The sequence below is a fragment of the Natronoarchaeum sp. GCM10025321 genome (assembly GCF_042663585.1).
Classification (GTDB): Archaea; Halobacteriota; Halobacteria; order Halobacteriales; family Natronoarchaeaceae; genus Natranaeroarchaeum.
This window is the reverse complement of the sequence record NZ_JBHTAN010000006.1, coordinates 652,734-676,945: the sequence shown is the minus strand read 5'-3', so window position 1 is coordinate 676,945 and position 24,212 is coordinate 652,734. Positions and strand designations below refer to the sequence as shown.

Below are 24,212 nucleotides of genomic sequence, written 5' to 3'. Positions count from 1 at the left end.
ACGCGACGTGAATGTTCCCCCCGACAGAGCCCGGTCGATAGTAGCCTCTCCGGAAGCAGTCGTACCGAAATCTGGTGTGAACCGCTTTTCGTCTATACTTGTGCTATATATGCCCTCTTGCGATTCTGAGAGTAAAGTTTATATACTAGCACGACTAACCTATTGTTAGGAATCATGGATATCAAACAGTTTTCACGACGAGACGATCGGCCGGTGCGGGAGTACGACGTCGACGGCACTCGCCGGGTCGTTGCGGATCTCGGAAGCGGCGTGGACGCCACCGTGGACGTCGTCGGTGACACCGCTATCGTCCTGCCCGAAGAGGGCGAGCAGATCGACATCGATCTGCCCCACGAGGATGCGCAAGCGTTTATCAAAAACGGAGTCCTCACTATCGAACTGGAGGAGCGACGATGAAACTCACTGTCAAACCACTCAAACAGAAAGACGCAGGCCGGGGACTCGCCGCGATCGATCGTGTATCGATGAGCGAACTCGACCTCGAAAACGGCGATTACATCGTCATCGAGGGGAGCGACGGGCGGAAAGCGGTTGCCCGCGTCTGGCCGGGCTACCCCGAGGACGAGGGACAGAACGTCATTCGGATCGACGGCCGTCTTCGACAGGAGGCCGACGTCGGTATCGACGACAGCGTCACCGTGGAGAAGGCGGACGTCCAGCCCGCGACGAGTGTGACTGTTGCACTCCCCAGAACCTCCGCATCCGCGGAAACATCGGTCCGCTTGTCCGTGACAAGCTTAGCGGACAGGCGATCACCGAGAACCAGACAGTGCCGTTCCCGCTTTCGTTCGGCCCGATGTCCGGGAACGGACGCTCGGTGCCGCTGAAAATCGCGAACACGGAGCCGAGCGGAACAGTCGTCGTTACCGATTCGACCGACATCGAGATCAGCGAGACGCCCGCCGAACAGATCAGCGGCGAGGCCGAACGCTCCGAGACCGGACCGTCGGTCACCTACGAGGACATCGGTGGCCTCGACGACGAGCTAGAGCAGGTCCGAGAGATGATCGAGTTGCCGATGCGCCATCCGGAACTGTTCCAGCAACTCGGTATCGAGCCGCCGAAAGGCGTGCTCCTTCACGGACCGCCAGGCACCGGAAAGACGCTGATGGCGAAGGCGGTCGCCAACGAGATAGATGCCTACTTCGAGACCATCTCCGGCCCGGAGATCATGTCGAAGTACTACGGCGAGAGCGAAGAACAGCTCCGTGAGGTGTTCGAAGAAGCCGAGGAGAATGCGCCTGCGATCGTCTTCATCGACGAAATCGACTCGATCGCACCCAAGCGCGGCGAGGCCGGTGGCGACGTCGAACGCCGGGTCGTCGCACAGCTACTGAGCCTGATGGATGGGCTCGAAGAGCGCGGTCAGGTCACCGTCATCGCGGCGACCAACCGCGTCGATGCGATCGATCCCGCACTGCGGCGTGGTGGGCGGTTCGACCGCGAGATCGAGATCAGCGTCCCCGACAAGGGCGGCCGCGAGGAGATCCTGCAGGTCCACACCCGCGGGATGCCCCTGACCGAGGACTTCGATATCGAATCGTACGCGGAGAACACGCATGGGTTCGTCGGCGCTGACCTCGCCAACCTCACCAAAGAGGCCGCGATGAACGCGCTCCGGCGGATCAGACCGGAGATCGACCTCGAAAGCGACGAGATCGATGCCGAGATCCTGGACTCCCTGCAGGTCACCGAACGCGACTTCAAGGAGGCGATCAAGGGGATCGAACCCTCCGCACTCCGCGAAGTGTTCGTCGAGGTCCCCGACATCACGTGGAACGACGTCGGTGGACTCGACGACACGAAAGACCGACTCGTCGAGACGATCCAGTGGCCGCTTGAGTACCCCGACGTGTTCGAGACGATGGATATGCAGGCCGCCAAGGGCGTCCTGCTGTACGGCCCACCAGGGACTGGGAAGACGCTGATGGCAAAAGCAGTCGCCAACGAGGCCGACTCGAACTTCATCTCGGTCAAGGGCCCCGAGCTACTGTCGAAGTGGGTCGGTGAGTCCGAGAAGGGCGTCCGTGAAGTGTTCAGCAAGGCTCGCGAGAACGCCCCGACCGTGGTGTTCTTCGACGAGATCGACGCCATCGCTACGGAGCGCGGAAGCGGCGGCGGCGACTCGAACGTCGGCGAACGCGTCGTCTCGCAGCTGCTGACCGAGCTGGACGGGCTCGAACAGCTCGAAGACGTGGTCGTCATCGCGACGACCAACCGTCCGGACCTGATCGACAACGCCCTGCTCCGGCCCGGTCGACTGGACCGTCACGTCCACGTGCCGGTGCCCGACGAGGACGCCCGCAAGGCCATCTTCGAGGTGCACACGCGAAACAAGCCCCTCGCCGAGGGCATCGACATGGAGTGGCTCGCAAGCCAGACTGAGGGCTTCGTCGGCGCGGACATCGAGGCCGTGACCCGCGAGGCGTCGATGGCCGCCTCCCGCGAGTTCATCAACTCGGTCGAACCCGAGGGGATCAAAGAGAGCATCGGGAACGTCCGTATCACGCGCGAACACTTCGAGCAGGCCCTCGACGAGGTCGGCCCGAGCGTGACCGACGACGTTCGCGAGCGCTACGAGGAGCTCGAATCCGAACTCACGCGAACGGAACCGGACTCCGAACAGCTCGGCCGAACCTTCCAGTAAAGCGGCGAGACGACCGACGTAGAACCGCTGTCGACGAATTTTTCACGGTTCTCCGGCAATGTTGAGTGTGCTCTCCGCGCTGACTACTGCGACTGTCGGGGCCGTGTTCGGACTCGTCCTCGCGTCGCCGCCGGGGCCGATGAATGCTGTTATCGCCGAGGAGAGCGTGCTCCGCGGCTGGACAGCAGGGTTCAAGGCAGGCCTCGGTGCGATGTTCGCCGACGTATTGTTTTTTATACTGACGCTGCTGGGGATCGCAGCCCTCATCGACGGAACTGACTGGGTCCGGGGACTGCTGTACATCGCCGGGGGCGTATTGATGCTGTACTTCGCGTTCGGGGCCTACCGGGACGCCCGTGCGGCAGGGTCGTTCACCGGCGACATCTCTCACGAATCGACCGGCTTTCGGAAGGCGTTCGCCCTCTCGTTGACCAACCCCTATCAGATCGGGTTCTGGATCACCGTCGGCGTCGGACTGCTCACTCCCGGACGGCTCGACGTATTTAAATACGTCCCGCTGGTGGGCGAGCGGCTGGCGGGAACACTGATCGTACAGACGGGAAGCATTGCGCTCCTGAGTGGCTTCTTCGCCGGCATCGCCATCTGGATAGTGGTGTATCCAGGCGGGCTGGTCAGAGTGGGGCGGCGCATCGACGCGTTCGCACCGATTATCGCGGGGCTCAGTGGCGTGGTGCTGGCCGGGTTCGGCCTCGTCTTCCTCTGGGTCGGAGCGGCAGGGCTCCTGTGAGGGGCCTGCTCAGTCGTCCGCGGGCGTCTCGGCGCTGGTGCCGAGTTGGTTTTCTTTCCACTCCGCTCGCGCCTCGATTTCGCGCCGACCGCGTCGCGTCGGGACGTACGCGTTCGTCCGTCGATCCTTCTGGTGTTTCTCCACGAGTCCCTTGTCGACGAGTTCGTCGAGATTGGGGTAGAGGCGTCCGGCGTTGATGTCGGATTCGTAGTACTCCTCGAGTTCGTCCATCACTGCGAGGCCCTTCGGTTCGTCGAGCCCCTGGATGACGTACAGGCAGTCGCGCTGGAAGGCGGTCAGATCGAACATTCTGTATAGTATAAGAGGCAAGGGTATTATGAATGTATGTGTTTTGCGGTAGTTCGAAAGCGGTCGAAAGACCCTCGAAACCGGATCGTAGATGAACTGCTCGCCGAAATAGTAGAGTACACTACACTTGGCCCAGAGTTGATAGATCAGGTAACTATCGGTAGATCGAGAGGATGACGCCCCGGTTCGCGAGAGGCAGTCGACTGCGAAAGACACTCCCGATCCCGGCCAAATTCCCTTCCTGTCGAGAATTTAACTAAGGTTAGTGAAAAACGGAAGATGATGGCTGACTCAGAGAGTCCAGACGTAATCGAGGAACTGGCGAGTCTACCCACCCTCGCCCATCCGACAGTATCGCCCGACGGCGACGAAATCGCGTTCTATTACGACGTGACTGGCCGCAACGAACTCCACGTACTTGACGTCGAGAGCGGTGAGATCACACAGTGGTCGGAGGGCGAGGTTCCGCGGAACGCCCGCTGGTTCGTCCAGTGGGACGACGATGGCGACCGCGTCCTCTTCCACCTCGATGACGACGGCAACGAACAGAACGACGTCCACGCCCTAAGCCGAGACGGCGAGGCCGAACCCGTACTGGAGATGGACGGGCAGGTGATGATCTCGGACATCCACGAGGACAGGTTGTTCGTCGGATCGTCGCGGGACGGCCAGATGAACGTCTACCGACACGATCTGACCGCCGGGGAGACGGAGAAACTGACCGACTACGAACGGGCCGTCTGGGGGGCGTTACTCTCGCCGGACGGCGACCGGATCGCCTACTCCACCAACGAGACCGACGACTACGACAACCAGGACGTCTACGTCGCGGCGAGCGACGGGAGCGACCCTCGAAACCTCCAGATCGGCGAAGTCGGCGCCGAAGCGAACCCTGTCGACTGGGGACCCGATGGCGACCGACTGCTCGTGATGGACAACACCGAGGATCTCGGCCGTATCGGCCTCTACGACCTCACAACTGAGGCGGTGACATGGTACGGCGACGGCGAGTACGAGGAAACAGGCGTCTGTTTCCACCCCGATGGGGACCGTGCCATCGCTACCCGGGACCGGGACGCCGTCTCGGTACCGGTCGTCTACGATCTGGACTCCGGCGAGGGCCGCGAACTGGATGTCCCGGAGGGCGTCTCGTCGTTCGGGCAGGTCTCAACTGGCGAAGTCGTCCTCGACGACGGGCGACTCGTCTTCCAGCACACCACCCCGACGCGGCGGCCGGAACTGCTCGCTTACGACCTCGCAACCGACGAGTACGAGGTGCTCGTCGAAGCGGAGTACGGCCCGTTCGAGCCGGATGACTTCGCCGATGCCGAGTACTTCACCGTCGAGTCCGATGGCGTGCCCGAGACGCCGGCGAAAGCCGTCGACCACGACTCTTACGAGGAACTCGAAATCGGGGCGTTGCTGTACGATTCCGGCGAACGACCCTCCCCGCTGATCGTCAACCCACACGGCGGGCCGCGCGCCAGAGATCAGCAATCGTTCGACCTCTACACGCAGGTGCTCGTCTCGCAGGGCTACTCGGTGCTGCAGGTCAACTACCGTGGCTCGACCGGTCGTGGCCGTGAGTTCGTCGAGTCGCTGATCGACGACTGGGGCGGGGCGGAGCAGGGTGACGTCGCCATCGCCGCGGAGCACGTCGCCGAGTACGACTGGATCGATGACGACCGCGTCGTCGTGTTCGGTGGCTCGTACGGGGGTTACTCCGCCTACTGGCAGATGGTCCAGTACCCCGACCTCTACGACGCCGGCATCGCGTGGATCGGACTGACGGATCTCGAAGAGATGTTCGAGACCACGATGCCACACTTCCGGACCGAACTCATGGAGAAGTATCTCGGGACGCCCGAGGAGAACCCTGACCTCTACGAGGAGCGCTCGCCGATCACGTACGCCGACAACCTCGACGCTCCGCTGTTGCTCGTTCACGGTGTCAACGACCGGCGAGTCCCCGTCTCGCAGGCACGACTGTTCAGTGACGCGCTCGACGAACTGGGCTACGAGGAGGGCGACGACAGCGACTACGAGTACCGCGAACTCGGCGAGGAGGGTCACGCGTCCTCCGATCAGGACCAGAAACTCCGCATGTTCCGACTGCTCACGGAGTTCCTCGACCGGCGCGTCGGGAGCGAGTAGCCGGCAGGGGGGCTTATCCGCACCCGGTGCAAAGCCAGCAGTGATGTATAGCGCCCGCACCCGGGTGGAGAACGAACAGTGGATCGAAGAGATAGCGGCGACGGCCGACGAACTCGATCTGGACGCCGACGCGCAGTCGACGGCGACGGATCTGTTTCTCTCCAGCGTCCCGGAGACAGAGCGATCCAAACGGGCGGTGATGGCCGCAAGTATCTACGCGGCGGCGTTGATCACGAGTCAGGCCAGATCACAGAGCGCCGTCGCCGACGCCGCCGGGGTTGCCCGACTCACTATCCAGCAACGGTGGAAAGACCTCCTGCGTGAAGCAGGGATGGAACCACCTGGCTGGTAATGGGAGACGAAAAATCAGTCCGACTGAACCCGATCACGACCCTCTCGCTCGGGCGTGAGGTTGCCTTTCTCGTCTATCTCGCCGTTGACGATTCGGGTGCTGGAGATGATCTCGCCGTCCTCGGCGTAGACGTGATCGACGACTTCGATCCGGAGCGGGTCGATACCGCGTTGTTCCCGGAGTTCGTTGATCCGCTCGGCACCGTCGATGGTCTCCGGTGAGACGATCAGACAGTCGAACCGTTCCTCGGTGGCGATGCCCGTTGGCTGGCTGAGCGTTCGGATCTCGTACTCGCGGTCGTACCGTCGGGCGTACTCTTCGAGTTCGGCCTCGAGGTCGGCTTTGCGCTCCTCGTAGGATCGGACATAGCGGTTCTCGTCCCGCGTTTTCGGTGCGAGGTCGTCGCTGGTCAGTCCAATGGTCACGTCGCCCAGCTCGAATGCACGCTCGAAGAGCGCTCTGTGACCGTCGTGGATCGGGTCGAACGTTCCCCCCAGCGCGACGTTCATACCCCCCATTCTCCGGCCCGATTCTTAAAAGAGTCGGAGTCGGAACAGAAACCGGATCAGTTCTCGTCGTGTTCGTCCGCCTCGTCGTGTTCGTGCTCGTCAGTCTCGTCGTGGTCGTGCTCGTCAGTCTTGTCGTGGTGGTCCGCTTCTTCGTGCTCGTGTTCGTCCGCCTCGTCGTGGTCGTCCATCCCTTCCTCGGTCCCCGTCTCGTCGGCTTCGTCCGGTTCCGGTTCGCCCGAGCGCTCTTCGACGGTTATCGTCACCGGCTCCTCGTCGGCCTCGCCGGCGTCCTCACGGTCGAGATACTGATCCATGTTGAACACCGTGTTGAGCTCCTTCTGGACCTGTCCGGCGACGCTTCCGACGAGGTCGCTCGGTGCCATCGCATCGTACTCGTAAGGGTTGTTGCCCGCGCCCTCGCTCTCGCGTTTGCTCCGGGTTACCTTCTCCTCGTCGTGGAGTTCGGCGAGCGCTTCACGAACCGTGCTCGGGTAGAGTCCGGTTCCTTCGGCGACCTCTTCGCTCGTACTACCGGGGTGCTGCCGGAGGTACACGTAGATCCGTGCGCGCGTCTCGGTCTCCAGGAGCCACGAGAGCAGGTCGACGATTCCCTGATCGAACCCCTCGACGGCCCGGTCTGCCTCCTCTTCGAGACGTTCGCGCGTCCCGCTTCCGTCCTCGGGGAGCAGTCTCTCGTCCGAACCGTCGTGTCCAGCGTTCTGTGCATCATCGGCCGGCGAATCCGGATCTGTGGTATCTTCGGGAGACATGCGTTGTTTCTAGAAGGACACAAGCCGCGAGAGGATAAAAACCTTGTTCAGAGCAGTAGCGACTCACAGAGCGCGTCGACACCCTCCTCATTTCGGAGGCGACGCTGTTTCGTCGCTCCGCTCTCGGCGTCGAAGAGGTCGCGTAGTCCACTCACGCCCAACCGATCGGACTCGACCTCGACGAGTTCGCCGAGTGTCACAGTGTCGTCCGCATCGGGCGCGATAAACGAGGCGTCGTGGCCGTATCGCATCGCTCGCCACTTGTTCTCGTCGAGCAGTTCCCGGCGGATCGGTGTTCCCGACTCGCCGTCCTCGTAGCGCTCGGCCAGGTCGAGCACCAGCGCGTGGACGTACTCGACGAAGGCCATGATCCGGTCCTCGTCGGCCTGCCCGTCCGGCGTTCTGATCTCGACCGTCCCCAGTTCGGAGTGTGGCCGGACGTCGTACCAGAGTTCGCCGCGGTCGTTGATCGAATCCGTCTCGATCATCATCCGCTCGAAGGCTGCGAACTCAGCGAAATCGTCGAAGGCGGTCGGCATCCCCGTGTTCGGCAGCGCCTCGAATATCTTCGCCCTCGCGGACTGCAGTCCAGTATCGTAGCCGTCCCAGTACGGCGAATTCGCCGAGAGGGCGAGTAGCATGGGGAGATGCCACCGGACCTCGTTTGCCACCCACGTCGCCTTGTCGGCGTCGTCAACGCCGATATGGATGTGGAGTCCCGCCGTCGTATTCCGGTGCTGTGGGTACTGAATGCGATCCAGTTGTTGCTGATACCGTGGTTTCTCGGCGTGTTCGAGTTCGCGCCACTTCGCTGTCGGGTGGAGGCCGGCCGCGGCGATCTGATACCCGTGCTCGGTCGCATGGTCGACGAGTGCCGACCGGATATCGTGGAGCGTCTCCGGCGCATCGTCAAGTCCGTCGATGACCGGGGTCTGGGTCTCGATGACGAATTTGAACAGCTCGTGGTCGAGCCGATCATCCAGTATCGCCGGAGGTTCCGTCTCGTAGACCAGTTCGTCCGTCCCGGAGGTCGGCCGACCCGTCTCGTCGACGATGAAAAACTCCTCTTCGATACCGATCGTCCCCAGCTCGGTAAACACGTCGGCCGAACCACCTTGCATTGGAAGTCTGTAATTTATCCGCGAATAAATACCGTTTGGACTCGTGCGCCCAGTCCACAGAGCCACCGACGAACCTATAACTTCGCGTAGACGTCTCGATATCGAAGAGAACGACCAGTGGGTGACCGGAACGAACGCCTGTATTCGATTACTGTCAGCGATGGCGGCAACGCCGTCGGGGAGCGACGGGCTGGTCGGTATCGATCCCTCACCTCGATACGTATATTAGGCATAAAAATCAGGAAAACAATGTCGAAAGTAGTTTATGGAGATATCGACAAGAGCGCGTATGGTCGAACTGGACGAGACCGATCTGCATATATTACAGCTACTGACCGAGAACTCCCGTCGGCCGTACAACGACATCGCCGAGCAAGTCGGCGTCTCGCCGCCGACCGTCTCGGACCGCGTCGAGCGACTGGAAGAACTCGATGTTATCGGCCAGTTTACGCTGGATATCGACCGCTCGCGGATCAGCGACGGCGTCGGCGTACTCGTCGACCTCCACCTTCGTCCAGGGACCGTCCACGACGTCATCGAACGGCTTGCACCGCTGGAGACCGTCGATCACGTGTACGCGACAGCGGACGCACACGTGGTGGCGAGGGCGACGGTCGACGAGTGCGAGATCCACCGGATCCTCACCGAGACACTCGACCTCTCACAGGTCGTCGAGTACGACGTCAGACTGCTAATCGATTCCGTCTGGGAACCGAAAGTCCAGGAGATGGAACGGGAGGAACCGGCCGCCCAGGAGGACCGCGGAGCAACAGTTGCTGATGGCGGGTCCGTCGACGTCGAGTAGGCGACGCCCAGAAATCATCCAGCAAGCATCTGTTATCAAGTATGATAATCAGCCTTTTCAGGGGTCAACTGCTACGTCTACGCGATTATGACTGGCGAACCGACGGTCGATAGGCGCACGTATATCAAAACAGCCGGTGCAGTCGGGCTTGCCGGTGTCGTCGCAGGCTGTACAGACGACGGAGGAGAACCCACCAATGGCTCTGAAAACGGTGACGAAGAGACTGATGGTTCCGAAGACGATCAGATGGACGGCGGCGCGACGATGGTACTCGTCGGTCCGGAAGACCAGTTCATTTTCGAACCGGGAGAACTGACGATCGACGTGGGAACGACCGTCGAGTTCGTCTGGGAATCGGATACACACAACCTCACGGTGGTCGAGGGAACAAACGGGGGATGGGAGGGGCACGAACCGATCGAAGAGGCCGGGTTCGTCCACGAACACACGTTCGACGTCGAAGGCACGTACGAGTACGTCTGTGACCCCCACGAGTCCCAGGGTATGGTCGGCACCATCGTCGTACAATAAATCGCACGGACCCTGTTCTTCTGTAATTCAAACCAGGAGTAGACTCGTCTCCGAAGACGATAACATCGGTCTGATAGCCCATCGTTAGTAACAAATGCCCCCAGTTATGCTATTGGTTATTAACTGAACCTAAAAATATGATACTACCTTTGTAGCGCACACCACACACCGATAGAATGGAGCCATCACGACGCCGTGTACTCGCCGGCACCACTGGGTTGCTAACCGCAAGCGTGCTTGCCGGTTGTCTCGACGAGGCTGAGGGAGCGAACGGAGACGAGAACGATGCTAAGGGGAACGGAACGGACGATACACCAACCGCCTCCGTAACGTTCCTGTTCGAAGGGGCCGATGGGCACAATCACGACGAGGAAGACGAGCACGAAGAAGAAGACGACCACCAGAACGAGGACACCGTCGAGTCTGTAGTTCTCTTCGCTCGCGGCGGTAGCGCGAACATCATCGAGGGGGACCTCGAGCACGCCGACGCCGCCGAAAACTGCAATCTGATCGACCAATACGTCGTCGAACTTGACGACGGTCACGCGGTCATGGAGTTCCGTGCCGACTAACCGTCACCCCATCAAGTTATTAATCAAGACCGAATATATAATAACGCTTTTACACGCGACACCACAACTACCAATCATGGAACGAACACGACGTGCCGTCCTGAAAGCCGGTGCCGGGGTAACTGCCCTGGGAACCCTGGCTGGCTGTCTGGAGGGGCCAGGCGGCGATCAGGGGGGAGGCGAAGGAGGATATACGGTCTTTTACGCTCTCCAGAGCCTCGCAAATGCGGTCGGCGGCGACGAGTTTTATTTCGAGAACCCGGTCGAAACGGGAACGATGGGCCACGGCTGGAGCCCGGACGGCGATCTGACGCGTGACATCGCCGCGACCCGGATGTTTCTGTATCTGGACACGCCGGAGTTCGCGTGGGCACAGGACGTCGCGAGCGAACTCCGGCGCGATTATCAGGACGTCGCTGTCGTCGACGCGATGCGAGGGATCGAGCCCTACCTGATCCCCTTCGACGAGGAGCCGATCCCGGAGCCGGACCACGAACCCGACTACCCCGTCGAGAGCCTCGTACTGGAGGAGTTCGATATCGTCGACCTCCGGTCCGGTACCCGACTCGGTGGCTGGCACACCGGACACTGGCAGGGCGGCGTGCCGGACGTCTTGCTCGACGAGAGCGTTCCGGTCGGCATCCTGCTCAAGGACGAGCAGGGGCGGGTCGTCCCGCTGGGCGAGGACGAAACCTACCAGCTCGATGCTCGGCTCGCCGACGGCGAACCCGATGGCGTCGTCGAAATCGAGTCCCACGGCGACCACGTGGAGTTCCACGGTCGCGAGGTGGGCGATGCCGGCGTCGTGTTCCAGATCCGACGCGGTGACGAACTCGTCTACGAGACTGCCGAGGAGACCACGTCCGTCGAAGTCGTCGAGCAACTCGGTGGTGAGGGCGCTGACGACTTTCACGACCCGCACGTTTGGATCGATCCCGTAATCGCCGAGCGCATCGTCGAGCGCGTCAGCCAGGAACTCGCGGCAATCGACCCGGACAACGCGACGACGTACGAGGAGAACGCAGCGGCACACACCGACCGGATTATGGAGGTCCACGAACAGTTCGAGACGCTCGCGGCGAACGCCGACAAGGACGTCGCGATCCTTGCCGGGCACGACTCGTTCCGGTATCTCGAACGCCGGTACGGCTTCGACCTACGGACGCCGACTGGCGTCTCACCGAACGCCGCGACATCGTTCGAGGACATCGGCGACCTCCTCGACATCATCGAAGCGAACGACATCGACACCGTGCTATACGATCCGTTCGAGGTGTCGAACCCGGGCCAGGAGCACCCGCAGATGGTCCAGACGATATTCGAGAACAGCGACGTCGATCAGGCAGAGCCGCTCTCGGCGCTCTCGGGTGTCACCGAGGACTGGGCGGCGAACGACTGGGGCTGGGTCGAACAGATGGAAGAAGTGAACCTCCCATCGCTCCGGGCGGCACTCGACGCATAGATCGATGAAAAGAGACAAACCCAGCCTGCTGGTAATGGTGAATAGATGACGACCGTCGTCGACGTCGAGGACGTAACGTTCTCGTACGGAGAGACCGTTGCAGTCGAAGACATCTCTCTGTCCGTCGAGGCCGGCGACTTCCTCGGTATGATCGGGCCGAACGGCTCCGGGAAGACGACGCTGTTGCACCTCATGATCGGCCTCGCACAGCCCGATCACGGCTCCATCGAACTGTTCGGAGAGCCCGCGGCGGAGTTCGAGGACGGCGAACGCCTCGGCTACGTCGCACAGCGGTCTACCGACCGCGGCGGCGCGATGCCGGTGACGGTACGCGAAGTCGTTCTGATGGGACGGTTCGCACACGTTGGCCACTCCAGACTCGGCCCGGAGGACCACGAAATCGTCGACAAGGCGCTCGAAACGGTCGACATCGTCGACCTCGCCGACCGCCCAGTGAGCGAAATCTCCGGCGGCCAGCGCCAGCGAGCGTTCATCGCCCGGGCGCTTGCCTCCGAATCCGACCTTCTCGCGCTCGACGAGCCAACCGTCGGCGTCGATGCCGACTCGCGGAGCGAGTTCTACAATCTCCTCGACGACCTGAACCGCCAGGGGATCACGATCATCCTCATCGAACACGACGTCGACGTCCTCACCAAACACGTCGACACCGTCGCGTGCATCAACCGGGAGCTATACCACCACGGCGATACGGTCTCGTTTATCGAGAGCGACGCGCTGGCCGAGGCGTACGGGAAATCGACAGGCGTCCTCGATCACAACCATCCATGAGTACGGACACTGCCGACGGGGAGACGGAGCAATCGGTGAGCGAACCGGCCAGACGAGTTCCCACACGGCGACGGGTCGAGGAGGTCCTGTTGGTCCTGACGGGGCTGTTAGGCGCGATGATGATCGCATTTATCGCCGTCGACTGGCTCCGTACCTTTCCCGGCGCGGTCGGCGCGCTAGCCCAAACCGGCTTCGAGCAGTTCCTGATCGCTGGCGAGTGGGCGGATTACTACCTCGGAACGAACGTCTTCCAGTATCCGTTCATGTGGCGGGCAATCGCCACGGGCGTCCTCGTCGGTATCGTCGGGCCGCTCGTCGGGACGTATCTCGTCCACCGACAGATGGCGCTGATCGGCGAGACGCTCGCCCACACCGCCTTTGCGGGAGTCGCTATCGGTATCGTCGTGGTGGGGGCGCTCGGCCTGAACGCCACGAACGGTCGGCTGGTGCTGGTCGCGCTGGTCGTGAGCGTCCTCTCGGCGCTCGGCCTGCAGTGGCTCACCGAACACACCGACAGCTACGGGGACGTTCCGATCGCAATCGTTCTGACCGGTAGCTTCGCCGTCGGGACGCTGTTGATCTCGTGGGGTCGTGAGTTCGTCTCGGTCCCGATCGATATCGAGCAGTTCCTCTTTGGCGACATGGCAGTCGTCACCGCGGAAGGCGCCCGGATCGTCGCCGTCCTCAGCGTCGTCGTGGTGGCCCTCGTCGCCTTCAACTACAAACAGTTCCTGTTCATCACCTTCGACGAGACGGCCGCGCGAGTCGCGCGGTTCAACGTCACCTGGTACAACGCCTTGCTGGTCACGATGACCGCGGTGGTTGTCGTCGGTGCGATGCAGATCCTCGGTGTGATCCTCGTCGCCGGCTTGCTTGTGATCCCGGTGGCGGCGGCGTCACAGATCGCACAGGGCTTCCGGGAGACGCTGTATCTCTCCGTACTGTTCGGGCAGACGGCGATCCTCGCCGGGATCGGCCTGGCGATCTGGCAGAGTCTGCCCTCCGGCGGGTCGGTGATCGTTGTCGCCATTGCGATCTATCTCGTGACGGTAGCGCTGTCGGACCGCTCGGCCGCACTCACGACACGATAGCTGCGGACAGATCACCGACAAGAGATGTCGAGTGTTTGTGAGTGTTATACAAAGAACAAGAATTATCACGAATATTGCTTTGCCATTATAAGACCCCTGTTTATACTCCGTACGATGTCAGTCAGTTTTTATCCGTGGGTATACTCAGTTTTACCTAGCGATGGGAGCGTTATCGGACCTGTTCGGGCCGGAACGTGTAGCAGTCGTCGGTGCAACCGACCGAGAGGGATCCGTTGGGCGGGCGATCCTGACGAACCTCCAGGAAGATTACACCGGTGACGTTGTTCCAATCAACCCGAACCGTGATGCAGTGCTGGGACTGGACTGTTACCAATCAGTGGCGGAAGCGCCACCGACGGATCTGGCGGTGATCGTCGTCCCGTCAGGGATCGTCATCGACGCGGTGAAGGAAGCGGCACAGGCAGGTGTCGACGACGTCGTCGTCATCACGGCTGGATTCAGCGAGACCGGCAGTGAAGGCGCAGAACGCGAGAACGAACTCGTCGAGGTCGCAAAAGAGTACGACCTCAATCTGGTCGGTCCCAACAGCCTCGGCGTGATGAGCACGCCGAACGGGATGAACGCGACATTTGGCCCCGACAACGCACAGGAAGGCTCGATCTCCTTTATGAGCCAGTCGGGCGCGTTCATTACGGCAGTGCTGGACTGGGCGAACGATCAGGATCTCGGCTTCAAAGACGTCGTCTCGCTCGGCAACGAGGCCGTTCTCGACGAGACCGACTTCGTCAGAGAGTGGGGCGATGACCCCGACACCGACGTAATTATCGGCTATCTCGAAGGGATCGACCACGGTCGCGAGTTCATCGATGCGACCCGGGAGGTCACCGACGATACCCCGGTCGTGCTGGTCAAATCCGGCCGTACCGAGGCCGGTGCGCAGGCAGCCTCCTCACACACCGGGACGATAGCCGGTAGCGAGCAGGCGTACGCGGCCGGCCTCGATCAGGCCGGCGTCCTGCGCGTCGAAACCGTCCAGGAGATGTTCGACTATGCGCAGATGCTATCGGGCCAGCCCCTGCCCGACCGTGACGACGTCGCCGTCATCACCAACGCCGGCGGTCCCGGCGTGATGACGACTGATGCGATCGGTGGCTCGCGGCTGGACCTTGCGGGCTTCTCCGACGAGACTCTGGAAATCTACAGCGAGATGCTCCCCGACGAAGGGAACATCTACAACCCCGTGGACGTGCTCGGCGACGCCGACTCGGGCCGGTTTGAGGAGGCGCTCGACGCCGCACTGTCCGACGATGGCGTCGGTGCCGCAGTCGTCGTCGCCGCGCCGACAGCCGTGCTCAACTTCGGCAACCTCGCCGACGTCATCAGCAAGATGAAAGAGAAACACGAGACGCCGATCGTCTCGGCGCTGATGGGCGGCGAAAGCACGGAAGCCGCGGCCCAGAAGCTCAAGGACAACGGCGTCCCGAACTACTTCGACCCCGCGCGTGCGATCCGGAGCATCGGCGCGCTCTCGGAGTACCGGGACATCAGCGAGACGACCCACGACGACCCGGCCGACTTCGACGTCGACCGCGAGCGCGCACGGGAGATCCTCGAACGCGCCGAAGGGCGAGACGACAATCGCCTCGGCGTCGAGGCGATGGATCTGCTCGACGCGTACGGGATCCCGACGCCGAACGGCGACGTCGTCGACTCGCCCGCTGCCGCAGAGGAAGTGGCGAAGGGTATCGACGGTCCTGCAGTGATGAAGATCGTCAGCCCCGACATCCTCCACAAGTCCGACATCGGCGGCGTGAAAGTCGGTGTCGAGACCGAGGACGTCGCAGACGCCTTCGAGAGCCTGGTGACGCGGGCCCGTAACTATCAGCCGGACGCAAACCTCATCGGGATCCAGGTTCAAGAGATGGTCGACCTCGACGATGGAACCGAGACGATCGTCGGCCTCAACCGCGACCCACAGTTCGGCCCGATGGTGTTGTTCGGACTCGGCGGGATCTTCGTGGAAGTGCTCGAAGACACCACGGTTCGGATCGCACCGATCAGCGAACCGGAGGCGGACGCCATGATCAACGACATTCAGGCCGCACCGCTACTACGTGGTGCCCGGGGACGGACACCGGCGGATACGGGCGCCATCTCGGAGTCGCTCCAGCGGCTCTCACAGTTGGCGACTGACTTCCCGGCCATCCTCGAACTCGACGTGAACCCGCTCGTCGCAGGGCCGGACGGCGCGACGGCGATCGACCTGCAACTGACCGTGGACACTGATAAACTATGACGAAGACCCTACTCGTAACCTCGACCGAAGAAGGCACCGGCAAGACGGCCGTCTCGATCGCGCTCGGTATGCTCGCCAAGGAGCGCGGGCTCGACGTCGGCTACATGAAACCCAAAGGAACGCGGCTCCGCAGCCGCGTCGGCAAGACCCTCGACGAGGATCCGATGCTTGCCCGCGAACTGCTGGAGATGGACGCGGAGATGCACGAACTCGAACCCGTCGTCTACTCGCCGACGTTCATCGAGCAGGTGATCCGTGGTCAGGAGGACTCCAGCGACCTCCAGACACAGGTCAAAGAGCACTTCGAGACGCTCGCGGCTGGGCGCGACCTGATGATCGTCGAGGGCGGCGGCTCGCTAACGACCGGCGGCATCGTCGACCTGACCGACGCCGACATCGCGGAGCTCCTCGATGCAGAAGTCGTCCTGCTGGGCGGCTACGACACTCCCGCAGACATCGACGGGGTACTCGCGGCGGCTCGACAGCTCGACGATCGCCTTGCTGGCGTGTTGTTCAACGCCGTCACCGACGACGCCTTCGACAGCCTCGAAACCGATGCCGTTCCGTTCCTGGAGAGCAAGGGAATCTCGGTCCACGGCGCACTGCCGCGGGAGCAGGAACTCGCCGGCATCACTGTCGAGGACCTCGCCGACGAACTCGGCGCAGAGATCCTGACCAACGCCGCAACCGACGAGTACGTCGAGCGCTTCAGCGTCGGTGCGATGGGCCGGGACGCCGCACTCCGTCACTTCCGACGGACCCGTGACGCCGCAGTCATCACGGGGGGCGACCGCTCGGAAGTCCAGACCGCCGCGTTGCAGGCACCCGGCATCGAATGTCTCATCCTCACCGGCGGCCACCGCCCGACCGGCGCTGTCGTCGGGAAAGCCGAGGAGAAGGGTGTGCCGATCCTCCTCCTGCAGACTGACACGCTGACGGCCATCGACCGCGCCGAGGGCGTCGTCAGCGAAGGTCGTACCAAGGACGCCGAGACCGTAGAACGCATGCAGGAACTGCTTGCCAGCCACGCAGACGTCGACGGACTGATCGGCGTGCAGTCAGGGTCGGACTCCGACGACGAGTAGACCGACCGCCTCTCTTTTGTCGCCAGCGCACCAACTCGATGGTATGAGCGACAGCGGCGACGACACAGACGAGGAACTCGCCCGTACAGCCGAGGAGCTGGCCGACACCTTGCGCGACCTCCGGCAAGAGGTCGAGCCACAGCCCCGGCGCGGCCCCCTCGGTCTCCCCCGCCCGCCCTCTCCGCGAGAGGTGCTCGAATTCACCGATGACGTCGCAATCCCGGCCGCGATTGCAGTGCTCGAAGCGAACATTCGAATCCTGGAGGCGGTCCAGCGCGCTATCGAGATTGCCAAAGCCGAACGCGAGGCCCGCGAGCGCGGCGAAGAGATCCGCGGTGAGGCCGAGCGCCGCAGCCGAGAGGTCCGTGAGACGGCGGGTCGGTTCGGGGAGGAGACGCTGGACCGACTCGACGACGCGCTCGTAGAGCTACAGCGCGCCGTCGACGAGGGCGCACTCCCACAGGACGAGACGGCCCGCGAGATTCTCACCGAGGCCCGAGAATTACGCGACGACCTCGACGAACAGGTCCGTGACGCCGAAGCACGCGTCGACGAGCAAACCGGGCGCGAGCGTCGAAGTGACGAGGAAGACGCCGATACGGACGACGAGGAGGCCGAACCCGACCCGGTGCAAGTCGACGTCGACTCGGAACTGGAGTCGCTTCGGAGCCGCTATGGGGAGGACGACGAATCGCCCGAGGAAGACACGGACTGAGAACGACACATACTTACTTTCAACTCGGGAACATCGGGTAGCGCGCGGGTAGCCAAGCCAGGAAAAGGCGCAGCGCTTAGGACGCTGTCCCGTAGGGGTCCGCCGGTTCAAATCCGGTCCCGCGCACTTCTCGGCTCGAACAAACGTGAGAGCCGTGAGTGCGCAATGAGGACTTGAACCAGACGAGTCGCAGCGCGAACGAAGTGAGCGACCGTCTCGACGAGGTTCAAATCCGGTCCCTCTCCCCCTGCAAAACCGGCCATGTTCTCACCCCAACGACCTGAACTCCCCGCGGAGCAACACGGTCGAACTGGTCAGTCACTCGCACCCACGCCGAACCGTTTTACATCCCCTCGTTCAAACCTGTGGACGAATGGGTGAGCAGAGCAAGATCACGAGACGGCGAGCACTCCTCGCAGGCGGCGGGACCGCCGTATTTGGGGGTGGCGTCGCGTACGTCGCATCGCGTTCGGAGTCAGAGGGCCAGGAGTACGTCCCCTCGGAGTTCCACACGAGCGACGGGACGAGCGGATTCGGCGTCGAGTTGGCTGGCCGACCGCTCGTCGGGGCACGCGATGCGCCTGTCGACATCTACTACTGGACTGATTATCTGTGTCCCTTCTGCAAGAAGTTCGAAACCGAGACGTTGCCAGCAATCGGTGAGGAGTACGTCGAGAACGGGACGGTCAGAGTTGTCGTCCTCGCGTATCCCAATATTGGCCAGTACTCGATGCCAGCGGCGATGTGGGGTCGAAGCGTCTGGAATCGGGTGGCCGAAAGCGATCCCACCGCGTTCTGGAACTGGCACACTGCGGTGTTCGACGCGCAGGCCGAGTCGGGCAACGACTGGGCTGACGAGGAGACGTTCACGCGTCTCACTGACCGAGTAGACGGTGTCGACCGTGCCGCCGTCGAGGAGTATCGCGCTTCCAACGAGGGGTTCGTTCGGGAGACCGTCGACGGCGACTACGAGGCTGCCCGATCGGTCGGCCTGCAGGGAACGCCGGCGTTCGTGTTGTACAACCGTGAAAGCGGCGCGGCCGGGACAATCGTCGGGGCACAGCCGTACGACGGCTTTGCCGATGCCATCGAGCAGGTACGAGAGGCATGACGGGTACGCGAGTCGCCGTGATGCGGGACTGGGCCCGCGACGTCGGAGACGCCCTCGTCCATCCGCTCACGTCGAACGCCCGACTGCTGTTCGCCGGGGGAGTGACGGGGCTGACCTACGTCCTCCTGGTGCTGAGCACGTTTCCACAGTTCTCGATCCAGTTACTCGCGAACGATATTACGGACCTCGGCTATGCCGTGACCGCCCTTACGAGGGAAGTGTATCTGAGCACTGGCTGGCTTGGTATCGGCCTCGTCACCCTGTATGCAGTGTTGACGGGCATCGCGGTAACCAACGCCGTCACGCTCTTCCGGCGCGCACGTCGTACCGGTGCGTCGACGCTGCTCGGCGTCGTTCCGGGCGTGCTCGCAGCGGGGTGTGCGAGTTGCGGTGCCGGCGTGCTCGGGGCGCTCGGCTTCGTCGGCGCGATGGCAATGCTCCCGTTCGACGGCAACCTGCTCCGGGCGGGCGGAATCCTCCTGCTCGTCGTGTTCCTCGGTCGAGCGGGCGACCCACTGATGTGTTCGGTCGGCAGCGACGGGTGGCTCTGAGCACAACCGATCGCCACGTCCCGTACCGTCAGGGAACGGTTGATAAACAGAGTGTTCTCCCCCTGTATTTATCAGTTATCGAGACAGATATCCTAGATGAGATGGACCGCGAAGAACTCGAAGACGCGGTCGACGACTGGGTGGAGGCCGAAATCATCACTCATGAACAGGCCGAGGCGATCCTCGCCCGTCACGAGGGCGACGAGCGATCGTTGCGGCTAATCACGGCGCTCTCGATCATGGGTGCGGTGTTGATCGGCGCGGGAGCGATCCTCTATCTCACGGGGAACTGGGCCGAACTCCCGCGGACCCTCCGGGCCGCAATCCTTCTTACGGTTCCAACTGCCGCCTACGGTTCGGGTGGGTGGCTCCGCCGCGGCGAGTACCCGCGAGTCGGGCATGGGCTGTTCGTCCTCGGGGCGGCCTTTGTCGGTGTGAGCCTGTTCGCACTGGCCGACCTGTACGAGATCGATATCGCGGCCGAGTGGTTGCTGATCGCGTGGACAGCGGTAGCGCTGCCCTCCGGCCATCTGCTGGAGTCGCGGCTGATAACGGCACTGGGCCTCGGCGTCGGCGCGGCGACACTCGTGACGGCGACATCGTTCGATCCGGCAGTGGTGACCGGGCTCTACGGAATCGTCCTGTTCGTCCACGGCGCGATGGACAGGGAGCCGCGATGGTCGATGAGCTATCTGCTCGTCGGCGTCGCCGCGACGCTCGGATCAACAGTCGCGTTGACGACGTCGGGTGGGCGTCTGGGTCCGTCGCCGGAACTGGATCTCGTCCTCGTGGGCGTCGCCCTCGGTGCGGCCGCGATGGCGGTTCGGACGGCCGTCGACTCGCGTTCGGACGGCGACGACTCTCTCACGCTCTGGGCGGCCGTCGCTATCGTCGTACTGCTGGTATTCCCACCCCTCGCGTCGGTTGACCTTTCGTCGTTCGCGACGTCGGTGATCGCTCACCTACTCGCACTCGTTCTTGTGCTCGTCACGGTGGGAATCGGCTATCGGCTCCGTGAGACAGGTGTCGTCAACATCTCCGCCCTTGCGTTCTTGGCGGTCGTGTTATCCTTCCTTGCTCGGACGGTCGCCAACGTGCTATCCGGGTCGTTGACGCTGATAATCGGCGGACTGATCCTGCTCGCCGTCGGCCTCGGCCTCGAACGCGGCCGGCGGACGTTGCTCGAACGGATGGATGCGTCGGGCGCTGCTGCTCGGGAGCGAAGCAAGTGAGACACCGTCGGATCGGGTAGGTGACTCGTATCGGTTCAATGCGGTCGAAAAGGAAGAAAGGCCTGTCGGACGGCTACCAGCTTACTCTTCGTCTTCGTCCGCTTCCTCAGACTCCTCTTCGAGCAGGTCGTTCTCTTCGAGGTACGAGCGGATCTCGTCCGTGTCGAGTTCGGCGTACTCCTCGGTCTCGGTCTCGACGGTCGCCAGTGCGAGACCTTCCGGGGTCAACCCGCTGTCCTGAGCGGAGGCCAGCGCTTCGAGTGCGAGCACGATACCGTCTTCGAGGCTGTCGCCGCCGTCGTAGTTCTCTTCGAGGAACTCCTGAATGTCGCCGCGGTCGGCACCGACTGCGAGTGCCTTCCATTCGTAGGGCGTTCCCGACGGGTCCGTCTCGTAGAGACGGGGCTCGCCGTTTTCGATGCCACCGATGATCAGCGCGACGCCGAACGGGCGAGCGCCACCGACCTGCGTGTACTGCTGGATGTGGTCGGTGACCTCCTTCGTCAGCGTCTCGACGCCGATCGGCTCGTCGTAGCGGAGGCGGTTGGTCTGTGCGCTCTGGCGGGCGAAGTCGATCAGCTGTCGCGCGTCGGCCACGTGGCCTGCGCTGGCGATGCCGATGTGTTCGTCAGCCTTGTGGAGCTTCTCGACGCTTGTTCCTTCCAGTAGCGGCGAACGGATCCGCTTGTCGACGGCGAGGACGACGCCGTCCTCGGTCCGCACGCCGATGCTGGCTGTGCCACGTTTGACTGCTTCGCGGGCGTACTCTACCTGGTAGAGCCGTCCGTCCGGCGAGAAGATCGTGATCCCTCGGTCGTAGGCCTGTTGTTGAGCTTGTCCCTGCATAGTATCACTGTAAATCGAGTGTCATCGCGCCGACAACCGAGGAGTCGACCCGTACATCCACGGAACTGTCGCGGATAACTGCTGGCCGCTCCTCGCCGTCGAACACGACGTTTCTCTCGTGGAAAAGTTCCGTCTGTCGTCCTAAATACTTTTCTTCACAGGCACGGATCGTACCACTGATACCGATGACTCGCACGCCCACCGAGTGAGTATTGATACTATCGATACAGGCAAGCGCGGCGCGAGCCTCGGTGCCGTGTCCGTGGCGAACCCGGACGACCGTCTCCCCCTGCCCGTCCGAGAACGAGAAATCGAGCACCGTGAGGTCAGCGTCCGCACTGCCGGTGTCGCCGACGAGGTTCTGTGCCGCATACCACAGTTCGCGCTGGAAGGCCCCCCGAGAGAGATCAGCGTCGGGCGTCGATTCGAGGGCGACCGCGAGATATCGCCAGCGCGGACGGAAGTGTTTGGGGAGATGTTTCATGCCTACTCGCCTCCGGCGGCCCGTTCGGCGACGAGCACGCCCACCTGCTCGTGGACGCGCTCGACGGCGGTTAGCGCGAAGCCAGCGCCTGTCAGCGCGTCCACGAGCGTGCCAACCGTCGCGGGGTCGTCGACCTCTGGACTGTAAAACGGCTCCTCCGGATCGGGTTCCCCGAAGAACATCACGTCACCGAGCACGAACCGTCGCGGCCCCAGGCCGGCGATCACGTCGATCGCCTCGCGTTTCTCTCCGTCCGAGAGGTGATGCATCGCGAAGTTCGAGGTGACGATATCGACCGGTTCGTCGATGTTCGGCACGCGGAACCGGCCGTCGCCGAACTCGACGTTGTCGATCCCGTTCTCGCTCGCCTTGGCGCGAGCCTGTTCGAGCATGCCCTCGCTGACGTCCCGACCGATCACTCTCTCGGCGTCGTCTGCGAGCGCCAGCGCGATGGCCCCTGTGCCGGTGCCGATGTCGAGGACCGTGTCGCTGTCCGTGGGCGCGGCGTGCTCGACGACGAGGCCTGCACAGGCGCGATACTCCTCGCTCTCGCTGTCGTCGTACTCCGCGGCCTTCTCGTCGAACCGGTCCCCGTGGGCCTCAGGCGTCTTCGTCATATCTCCCCCGTTCGACCCCCGGCTCAATGAACTCCTCGGACTGGATCCGCTCGTTTCGTTCGATCAGCCGCCCCCACTCGGCAAGCCCCTCTCTGATCATCCCGGCGTCGAACCCGATGGTCTCGCCCACGGCGACGAGTTCTCGGGGCGCCCGCAGGTGAAGATGTGATTCGGGCGTCGCGCTCACGACGTAGGGGGCGTCGTACTGCTCGATCAGTTCCCGAAGCTTCCGAAGCGATTTGAGCGCCCGGACGCGCTCGCCGCCGTCCGCACGCAGGACCGGCGAGAGGTCGAACTCGACGCGAACCCCGTTCTCCCGTGCAGCACGGGCGAGCACGTGGTTGAAATCGCCGTCGCCGCGCATTGGGTGCGCGAGCACGTCGACACGTTCTTGCTCGACCGCGAAGCGATTGATGGCGTTGGTCCCGCCCCCCACGACGACGAGTCGGTCGCGCTCGCGGTAGTTGCCGACGAAGCCGCTGGCACGCTGTGGATTGTCGGTCGAGATCTCGTTTGCCTCGACGACGGCGACGTCGTCATCGATATCCTCGTCAGCGTGGTCCGGCCGAGCGTCGTCGGCGTTCCTGACGACGATCCCGTCGTACCCGTACTCGCCCGCCGTGTTGGCCAGTCGGGCGACTGTCGCGTCTCCATCGGGCCAGGCGTGGACCGCCTCGTACATAGAACAGCAACCAGCCCCACGGCTCTTTGCTGTTACGTTATCGGGCGGCAAACGGTGGCTCGACCGCCCCGATCAGAACTCGTCGTCGCGGCAGGCCTCGATCGCCTCGGTGGCGTTCTCGACGGCCGCGGGCTTTTTTGCGGGATAGGCTTCGACCTTCGCGCGGAGCGTGATGCCGTCGCCGATCTCTGCACGGCCGTTGAAGGCCGCCTGTTTGTCGAGGCTCAAAAAGAGCGAGCAGTTCTCGTCGACGCGCTGGTCTAACTCGTCGAGGACCCGGTCGATCTCTTTCAGGTCGGCGACTCGTCGGAGGATGTGGCGCATGTCGTCGGCGTTTTCGACGCGCGTCGAAAGGACGACGATTCGGTCACCGTAGTGGCCTTCGCTCTCGGTGCGCTCTATCTCCGTCTCCTCGGGGAGGAAGAACCGCAGCGCCTCTCTGACGCGCTTTTCGTCTTCGGTCGCGTAGCAGAAGGCCCGCAGATCGATGTAGTGGAACGGGACGCTCGCCATCGGGGAGTTACTCTGCCGCTTCGAGCGAATCCTCGGAGATACCGGTCTCCTGGCCGTCCTCGAAGCTGACGGTGTAGGTCTCGTCGCCGAACATGGTCTCCATGACCTGCGTAACCGTCCCCTCTTCGCCGTCGTACTCGCTGTGCTCGTCGTACAGAATAACGCTATCGTCTTCTTCAAAGCTCATGGGTTCGACTACCCCCTCAGCCAGTAAAAAGGGACTGATTCCCGGCGGTGC

The 24,212-nt window shown here is 62.9% G+C and carries 26 protein-coding genes, 1 tRNA gene and 1 pseudogene; 18 read left to right on the top strand and 10 right to left on the bottom strand.

All coding sequences use genetic code 11. From position 1 onward, the window contains the following. Positions 1-174: 174 nt before the first annotated feature. The 3 genes and pseudogenes from ACFQL3_RS06300 (at position 175) to ACFQL3_RS06290 (ending at position 3,416) form a co-directional block, all read left to right on the top strand. Positions 175-417, top strand: a complete 243-nt coding sequence (locus ACFQL3_RS06300) for a DUF7127 family protein (RefSeq protein ID WP_377051101.1) — start codon at positions 175-177, stop codon at positions 415-417. Then, positions 414-2,668: pseudogene (locus ACFQL3_RS06295) on the top strand (CDC48 family AAA ATPase). Before ACFQL3_RS06300 ends, ACFQL3_RS06295 begins: the two are co-directional and overlap by 4 nt. Positions 2,669-2,726: 58 nt before the next feature. Continuing rightward, positions 2,727-3,416 (top strand): LysE family translocator, encoded by a 690-nt coding sequence (locus ACFQL3_RS06290; protein WP_377052440.1) that lies wholly within the window; start codon positions 2,727-2,729, stop codon positions 3,414-3,416. Positions 3,417-3,425: 9 nt separating this feature from the next. Here ACFQL3_RS06290 and ACFQL3_RS06285 read toward each other — a convergent pair whose 3' ends face one another. Next, complete coding sequence (locus ACFQL3_RS06285; protein WP_377051105.1) at positions 3,426-3,725, bottom strand: helix-turn-helix transcriptional regulator; 300 nt, start codon at positions 3,723-3,725, stop codon at positions 3,426-3,428. 282 nt (positions 3,726-4,007) lie between these two features. On the opposite strand from ACFQL3_RS06285, the gene ACFQL3_RS06280 reads away from it, so the two are divergent. Together ACFQL3_RS06280 and ACFQL3_RS06275 are read left to right on the top strand one after the other, a co-directional pair. After that, positions 4,008-5,879, top strand: a complete 1,872-nt coding sequence (locus tag ACFQL3_RS06280; protein WP_377052438.1) for a S9 family peptidase — start codon at positions 4,008-4,010, stop codon at positions 5,877-5,879. A 43-nt stretch (positions 5,880-5,922) separates the two neighbouring features. Then, positions 5,923-6,231: a transcription initiation factor IIB family protein gene (locus ACFQL3_RS06275; protein WP_377052436.1), complete on the top strand. Its 309-nt coding sequence runs from the start codon at positions 5,923-5,925 to the stop codon at positions 6,229-6,231. Between the two features lie 14 nt (positions 6,232-6,245). Here the strand turns inward: ACFQL3_RS06275 and ACFQL3_RS06270 are convergent, their stop codons facing one another. The 3 genes from ACFQL3_RS06270 to ACFQL3_RS06260 are packed head-to-tail and all read right to left on the bottom strand — an operon-like array spanning position 6,246 to position 8,631. Beyond that, complete coding sequence (locus tag ACFQL3_RS06270) at positions 6,246-6,740, bottom strand: phosphopantetheine adenylyltransferase (RefSeq protein ID WP_377052434.1); 495 nt, start codon at positions 6,738-6,740, stop codon at positions 6,246-6,248. Positions 6,741-6,796: 56 nt separating this feature from the next. After that, positions 6,797-7,510 (bottom strand): winged helix-turn-helix transcriptional regulator, encoded by a 714-nt coding sequence (locus ACFQL3_RS06265; protein WP_377052432.1) that lies wholly within the window; start codon positions 7,508-7,510, stop codon positions 6,797-6,799. A 47-nt stretch (positions 7,511-7,557) separates the two neighbouring features. After that, positions 7,558-8,631 (bottom strand): glutamate--cysteine ligase, encoded by a 1,074-nt coding sequence (locus tag ACFQL3_RS06260; protein WP_377052430.1) that lies wholly within the window; start codon positions 8,629-8,631, stop codon positions 7,558-7,560. Positions 8,632-8,920: 289 nt separating this feature from the next. On the opposite strand from ACFQL3_RS06260, the gene ACFQL3_RS06255 reads away from it, so the two are divergent. From ACFQL3_RS06255 to ACFQL3_RS06195, 13 genes are all read left to right on the top strand, one after another. After that, the gene (locus ACFQL3_RS06255; protein WP_377052428.1) at positions 8,921-9,436 is read left to right on the top strand and encodes an Lrp/AsnC family transcriptional regulator; all 516 of its coding nucleotides are present in this window, start codon (positions 8,921-8,923) and stop codon (positions 9,434-9,436) included. Positions 9,437-9,523: 87 nt separating this feature from the next. Continuing rightward, the gene (locus ACFQL3_RS06250) at positions 9,524-9,967 is read left to right on the top strand and encodes a plastocyanin/azurin family copper-binding protein (protein ID WP_377052426.1); all 444 of its coding nucleotides are present in this window, start codon (positions 9,524-9,526) and stop codon (positions 9,965-9,967) included. 176 nt (positions 9,968-10,143) lie between these two features. Next, positions 10,144-10,539 (top strand): hypothetical protein, encoded by a 396-nt coding sequence (locus ACFQL3_RS06245; protein ID WP_377052424.1) that lies wholly within the window; start codon positions 10,144-10,146, stop codon positions 10,537-10,539. 76 nt (positions 10,540-10,615) lie between these two features. Next, complete coding sequence (locus ACFQL3_RS06240) at positions 10,616-12,001, top strand: metal ABC transporter solute-binding protein, Zn/Mn family (protein WP_377052422.1); 1,386 nt, start codon at positions 10,616-10,618, stop codon at positions 11,999-12,001. Positions 12,002-12,046: 45 nt separating this feature from the next. Further along, complete coding sequence (locus ACFQL3_RS06235) at positions 12,047-12,790, top strand: metal ABC transporter ATP-binding protein (protein ID WP_377052420.1); 744 nt, start codon at positions 12,047-12,049, stop codon at positions 12,788-12,790. Then, positions 12,787-13,881 (top strand): metal ABC transporter permease, encoded by a 1,095-nt coding sequence (locus ACFQL3_RS06230; RefSeq protein ID WP_377052418.1) that lies wholly within the window; start codon positions 12,787-12,789, stop codon positions 13,879-13,881. Before ACFQL3_RS06235 ends, ACFQL3_RS06230 begins: the two co-directional genes overlap by 4 nt. A gap of 160 nt (positions 13,882-14,041) precedes the next feature. After that, entirely contained in the window at positions 14,042-16,138 is a 2,097-nt protein-coding gene (locus ACFQL3_RS06225; protein ID WP_377052416.1) for an acetate--CoA ligase family protein, read from the top strand. After that, entirely contained in the window at positions 16,135-17,223 is a 1,089-nt protein-coding gene (locus ACFQL3_RS06220; RefSeq protein WP_377052414.1) for a phosphotransacetylase family protein, read from the top strand. Before ACFQL3_RS06225 ends, ACFQL3_RS06220 begins: the two co-directional genes overlap by 4 nt. A gap of 43 nt (positions 17,224-17,266) precedes the next feature. Beyond that, positions 17,267-17,938 carry a DUF7547 family protein gene (locus tag ACFQL3_RS06215; protein WP_377052412.1) on the top strand — a complete coding sequence of 224 codons (672 nt, stop codon included), beginning with the start codon at positions 17,267-17,269 and terminating at the stop codon, positions 17,936-17,938. Between the two features lie 42 nt (positions 17,939-17,980). After that, positions 17,981-18,064, top strand: a tRNA-Leu gene (locus ACFQL3_RS06210). Positions 18,065-18,311: 247 nt separating this feature from the next. Next, a complete protein-coding gene (locus tag ACFQL3_RS06205) occupies positions 18,312-19,049 on the top strand; it encodes a DsbA family protein (RefSeq protein WP_377052410.1) in 738 nt (245 codons plus the stop codon). Further along, positions 19,046-19,600, top strand: coding sequence for a hypothetical protein (locus ACFQL3_RS06200; protein ID WP_377052408.1), 555 nt, complete (start codon positions 19,046-19,048; stop codon positions 19,598-19,600). Before ACFQL3_RS06205 ends, ACFQL3_RS06200 begins: the two co-directional genes overlap by 4 nt. A gap of 101 nt (positions 19,601-19,701) precedes the next feature. Further along, positions 19,702-20,832: a DUF2157 domain-containing protein gene (locus tag ACFQL3_RS06195; RefSeq protein ID WP_377052406.1), complete on the top strand. Its 1,131-nt coding sequence runs from the start codon at positions 19,702-19,704 to the stop codon at positions 20,830-20,832. A gap of 81 nt (positions 20,833-20,913) precedes the next feature. On the opposite strand, the gene psmA is transcribed toward ACFQL3_RS06195, so the two are convergent. The 6 genes from psmA to ACFQL3_RS06165 form a co-directional block, all read right to left on the bottom strand. Beyond that, the gene (psmA, locus tag ACFQL3_RS06190) at positions 20,914-21,678 is read right to left on the bottom strand and encodes an archaeal proteasome endopeptidase complex subunit alpha (protein ID WP_377052404.1); all 765 of its coding nucleotides are present in this window, start codon (positions 21,676-21,678) and stop codon (positions 20,914-20,916) included. 4 nt (positions 21,679-21,682) lie between these two features. Then, complete coding sequence (locus ACFQL3_RS06185) at positions 21,683-22,162, bottom strand: Rpp14/Pop5 family protein (RefSeq protein WP_377052402.1); 480 nt, start codon at positions 22,160-22,162, stop codon at positions 21,683-21,685. A gap of 2 nt (positions 22,163-22,164) precedes the next feature. After that, entirely contained in the window at positions 22,165-22,779 is a 615-nt protein-coding gene (locus ACFQL3_RS06180; protein ID WP_377052400.1) for a class I SAM-dependent methyltransferase, read from the bottom strand. Continuing rightward, entirely contained in the window at positions 22,763-23,461 is a 699-nt protein-coding gene (locus tag ACFQL3_RS06175; protein WP_377052398.1) for an RNase P subunit p30 family protein, read from the bottom strand. The genes ACFQL3_RS06180 and ACFQL3_RS06175 overlap by 17 nt, the downstream gene beginning before the upstream one ends. A gap of 72 nt (positions 23,462-23,533) precedes the next feature. Further along, the gene (locus ACFQL3_RS06170) at positions 23,534-23,974 is read right to left on the bottom strand and encodes an RNA-binding protein (protein WP_377052396.1); all 441 of its coding nucleotides are present in this window, start codon (positions 23,972-23,974) and stop codon (positions 23,534-23,536) included. Between the two features lie 7 nt (positions 23,975-23,981). Beyond that, positions 23,982-24,161 (bottom strand): DUF1918 domain-containing protein, encoded by a 180-nt coding sequence (locus ACFQL3_RS06165; protein WP_377052394.1) that lies wholly within the window; start codon positions 24,159-24,161, stop codon positions 23,982-23,984. Positions 24,162-24,212: the final 51 nt, after the last annotated feature.

What these genes read in the sequence shown, in the direction of transcription:
- ACFQL3_RS06300 (WP_377051101.1), top strand. Translation starts at nt 175, where the DNA reads ATGGATATCAAACAGTTTTCACGACGAGACGATCGGCCGGTGCGGGAG.
- ACFQL3_RS06290 (WP_377052440.1), top strand. Translation starts at nt 2,727, where the DNA reads ATGTTGAGTGTGCTCTCCGCGCTGACTACTGCGACTGTCGGGGCCGTG.
- ACFQL3_RS06285 (WP_377051105.1), bottom strand. Translation starts at nt 3,725, where the DNA reads ATGTTCGATCTGACCGCCTTCCAGCGCGACTGCCTGTACGTCATCCAG.
- ACFQL3_RS06280 (WP_377052438.1), top strand. Translation starts at nt 4,008, where the DNA reads ATGGCTGACTCAGAGAGTCCAGACGTAATCGAGGAACTGGCGAGTCTA.
- ACFQL3_RS06275 (WP_377052436.1), top strand. Translation starts at nt 5,923, where the DNA reads ATGTATAGCGCCCGCACCCGGGTGGAGAACGAACAGTGGATCGAAGAG.
- ACFQL3_RS06270 (WP_377052434.1), bottom strand. Translation starts at nt 6,740, where the DNA reads ATGAACGTCGCGCTGGGGGGAACGTTCGACCCGATCCACGACGGTCAC.
- ACFQL3_RS06265 (WP_377052432.1), bottom strand. Translation starts at nt 7,510, where the DNA reads ATGTCTCCCGAAGATACCACAGATCCGGATTCGCCGGCCGATGATGCA.
- ACFQL3_RS06260 (WP_377052430.1), bottom strand. Translation starts at nt 8,631, where the DNA reads ATGCAAGGTGGTTCGGCCGACGTGTTTACCGAGCTGGGGACGATCGGT.
- ACFQL3_RS06255 (WP_377052428.1), top strand. Translation starts at nt 8,921, where the DNA reads ATGGTCGAACTGGACGAGACCGATCTGCATATATTACAGCTACTGACC.
- ACFQL3_RS06250 (WP_377052426.1), top strand. Translation starts at nt 9,524, where the DNA reads ATGACTGGCGAACCGACGGTCGATAGGCGCACGTATATCAAAACAGCC.
- ACFQL3_RS06245 (WP_377052424.1), top strand. Translation starts at nt 10,144, where the DNA reads ATGGAGCCATCACGACGCCGTGTACTCGCCGGCACCACTGGGTTGCTA.
- ACFQL3_RS06240 (WP_377052422.1), top strand. Translation starts at nt 10,616, where the DNA reads ATGGAACGAACACGACGTGCCGTCCTGAAAGCCGGTGCCGGGGTAACT.
- ACFQL3_RS06235 (WP_377052420.1), top strand. Translation starts at nt 12,047, where the DNA reads ATGACGACCGTCGTCGACGTCGAGGACGTAACGTTCTCGTACGGAGAG.
- ACFQL3_RS06230 (WP_377052418.1), top strand. Translation starts at nt 12,787, where the DNA reads ATGAGTACGGACACTGCCGACGGGGAGACGGAGCAATCGGTGAGCGAA.
- ACFQL3_RS06225 (WP_377052416.1), top strand. Translation starts at nt 14,042, where the DNA reads ATGGGAGCGTTATCGGACCTGTTCGGGCCGGAACGTGTAGCAGTCGTC.
- ACFQL3_RS06220 (WP_377052414.1), top strand. Translation starts at nt 16,135, where the DNA reads ATGACGAAGACCCTACTCGTAACCTCGACCGAAGAAGGCACCGGCAAG.
- ACFQL3_RS06215 (WP_377052412.1), top strand. Translation starts at nt 17,267, where the DNA reads ATGAGCGACAGCGGCGACGACACAGACGAGGAACTCGCCCGTACAGCC.
- ACFQL3_RS06205 (WP_377052410.1), top strand. Translation starts at nt 18,312, where the DNA reads ATGGGTGAGCAGAGCAAGATCACGAGACGGCGAGCACTCCTCGCAGGC.
- ACFQL3_RS06200 (WP_377052408.1), top strand. Translation starts at nt 19,046, where the DNA reads ATGACGGGTACGCGAGTCGCCGTGATGCGGGACTGGGCCCGCGACGTC.
- ACFQL3_RS06195 (WP_377052406.1), top strand. Translation starts at nt 19,702, where the DNA reads ATGGACCGCGAAGAACTCGAAGACGCGGTCGACGACTGGGTGGAGGCC.
- psmA (WP_377052404.1), bottom strand. Translation starts at nt 21,678, where the DNA reads ATGCAGGGACAAGCTCAACAACAGGCCTACGACCGAGGGATCACGATC.
- ACFQL3_RS06185 (WP_377052402.1), bottom strand. Translation starts at nt 22,162, where the DNA reads ATGAAACATCTCCCCAAACACTTCCGTCCGCGCTGGCGATATCTCGCG.
- ACFQL3_RS06180 (WP_377052400.1), bottom strand. Translation starts at nt 22,779, where the DNA reads ATGACGAAGACGCCTGAGGCCCACGGGGACCGGTTCGACGAGAAGGCC.
- ACFQL3_RS06175 (WP_377052398.1), bottom strand. Translation starts at nt 23,461, where the DNA reads ATGTACGAGGCGGTCCACGCCTGGCCCGATGGAGACGCGACAGTCGCC.
- ACFQL3_RS06170 (WP_377052396.1), bottom strand. Translation starts at nt 23,974, where the DNA reads ATGGCGAGCGTCCCGTTCCACTACATCGATCTGCGGGCCTTCTGCTAC.
- ACFQL3_RS06165 (WP_377052394.1), bottom strand. Translation starts at nt 24,161, where the DNA reads ATGAGCTTTGAAGAAGACGATAGCGTTATTCTGTACGACGAGCACAGC.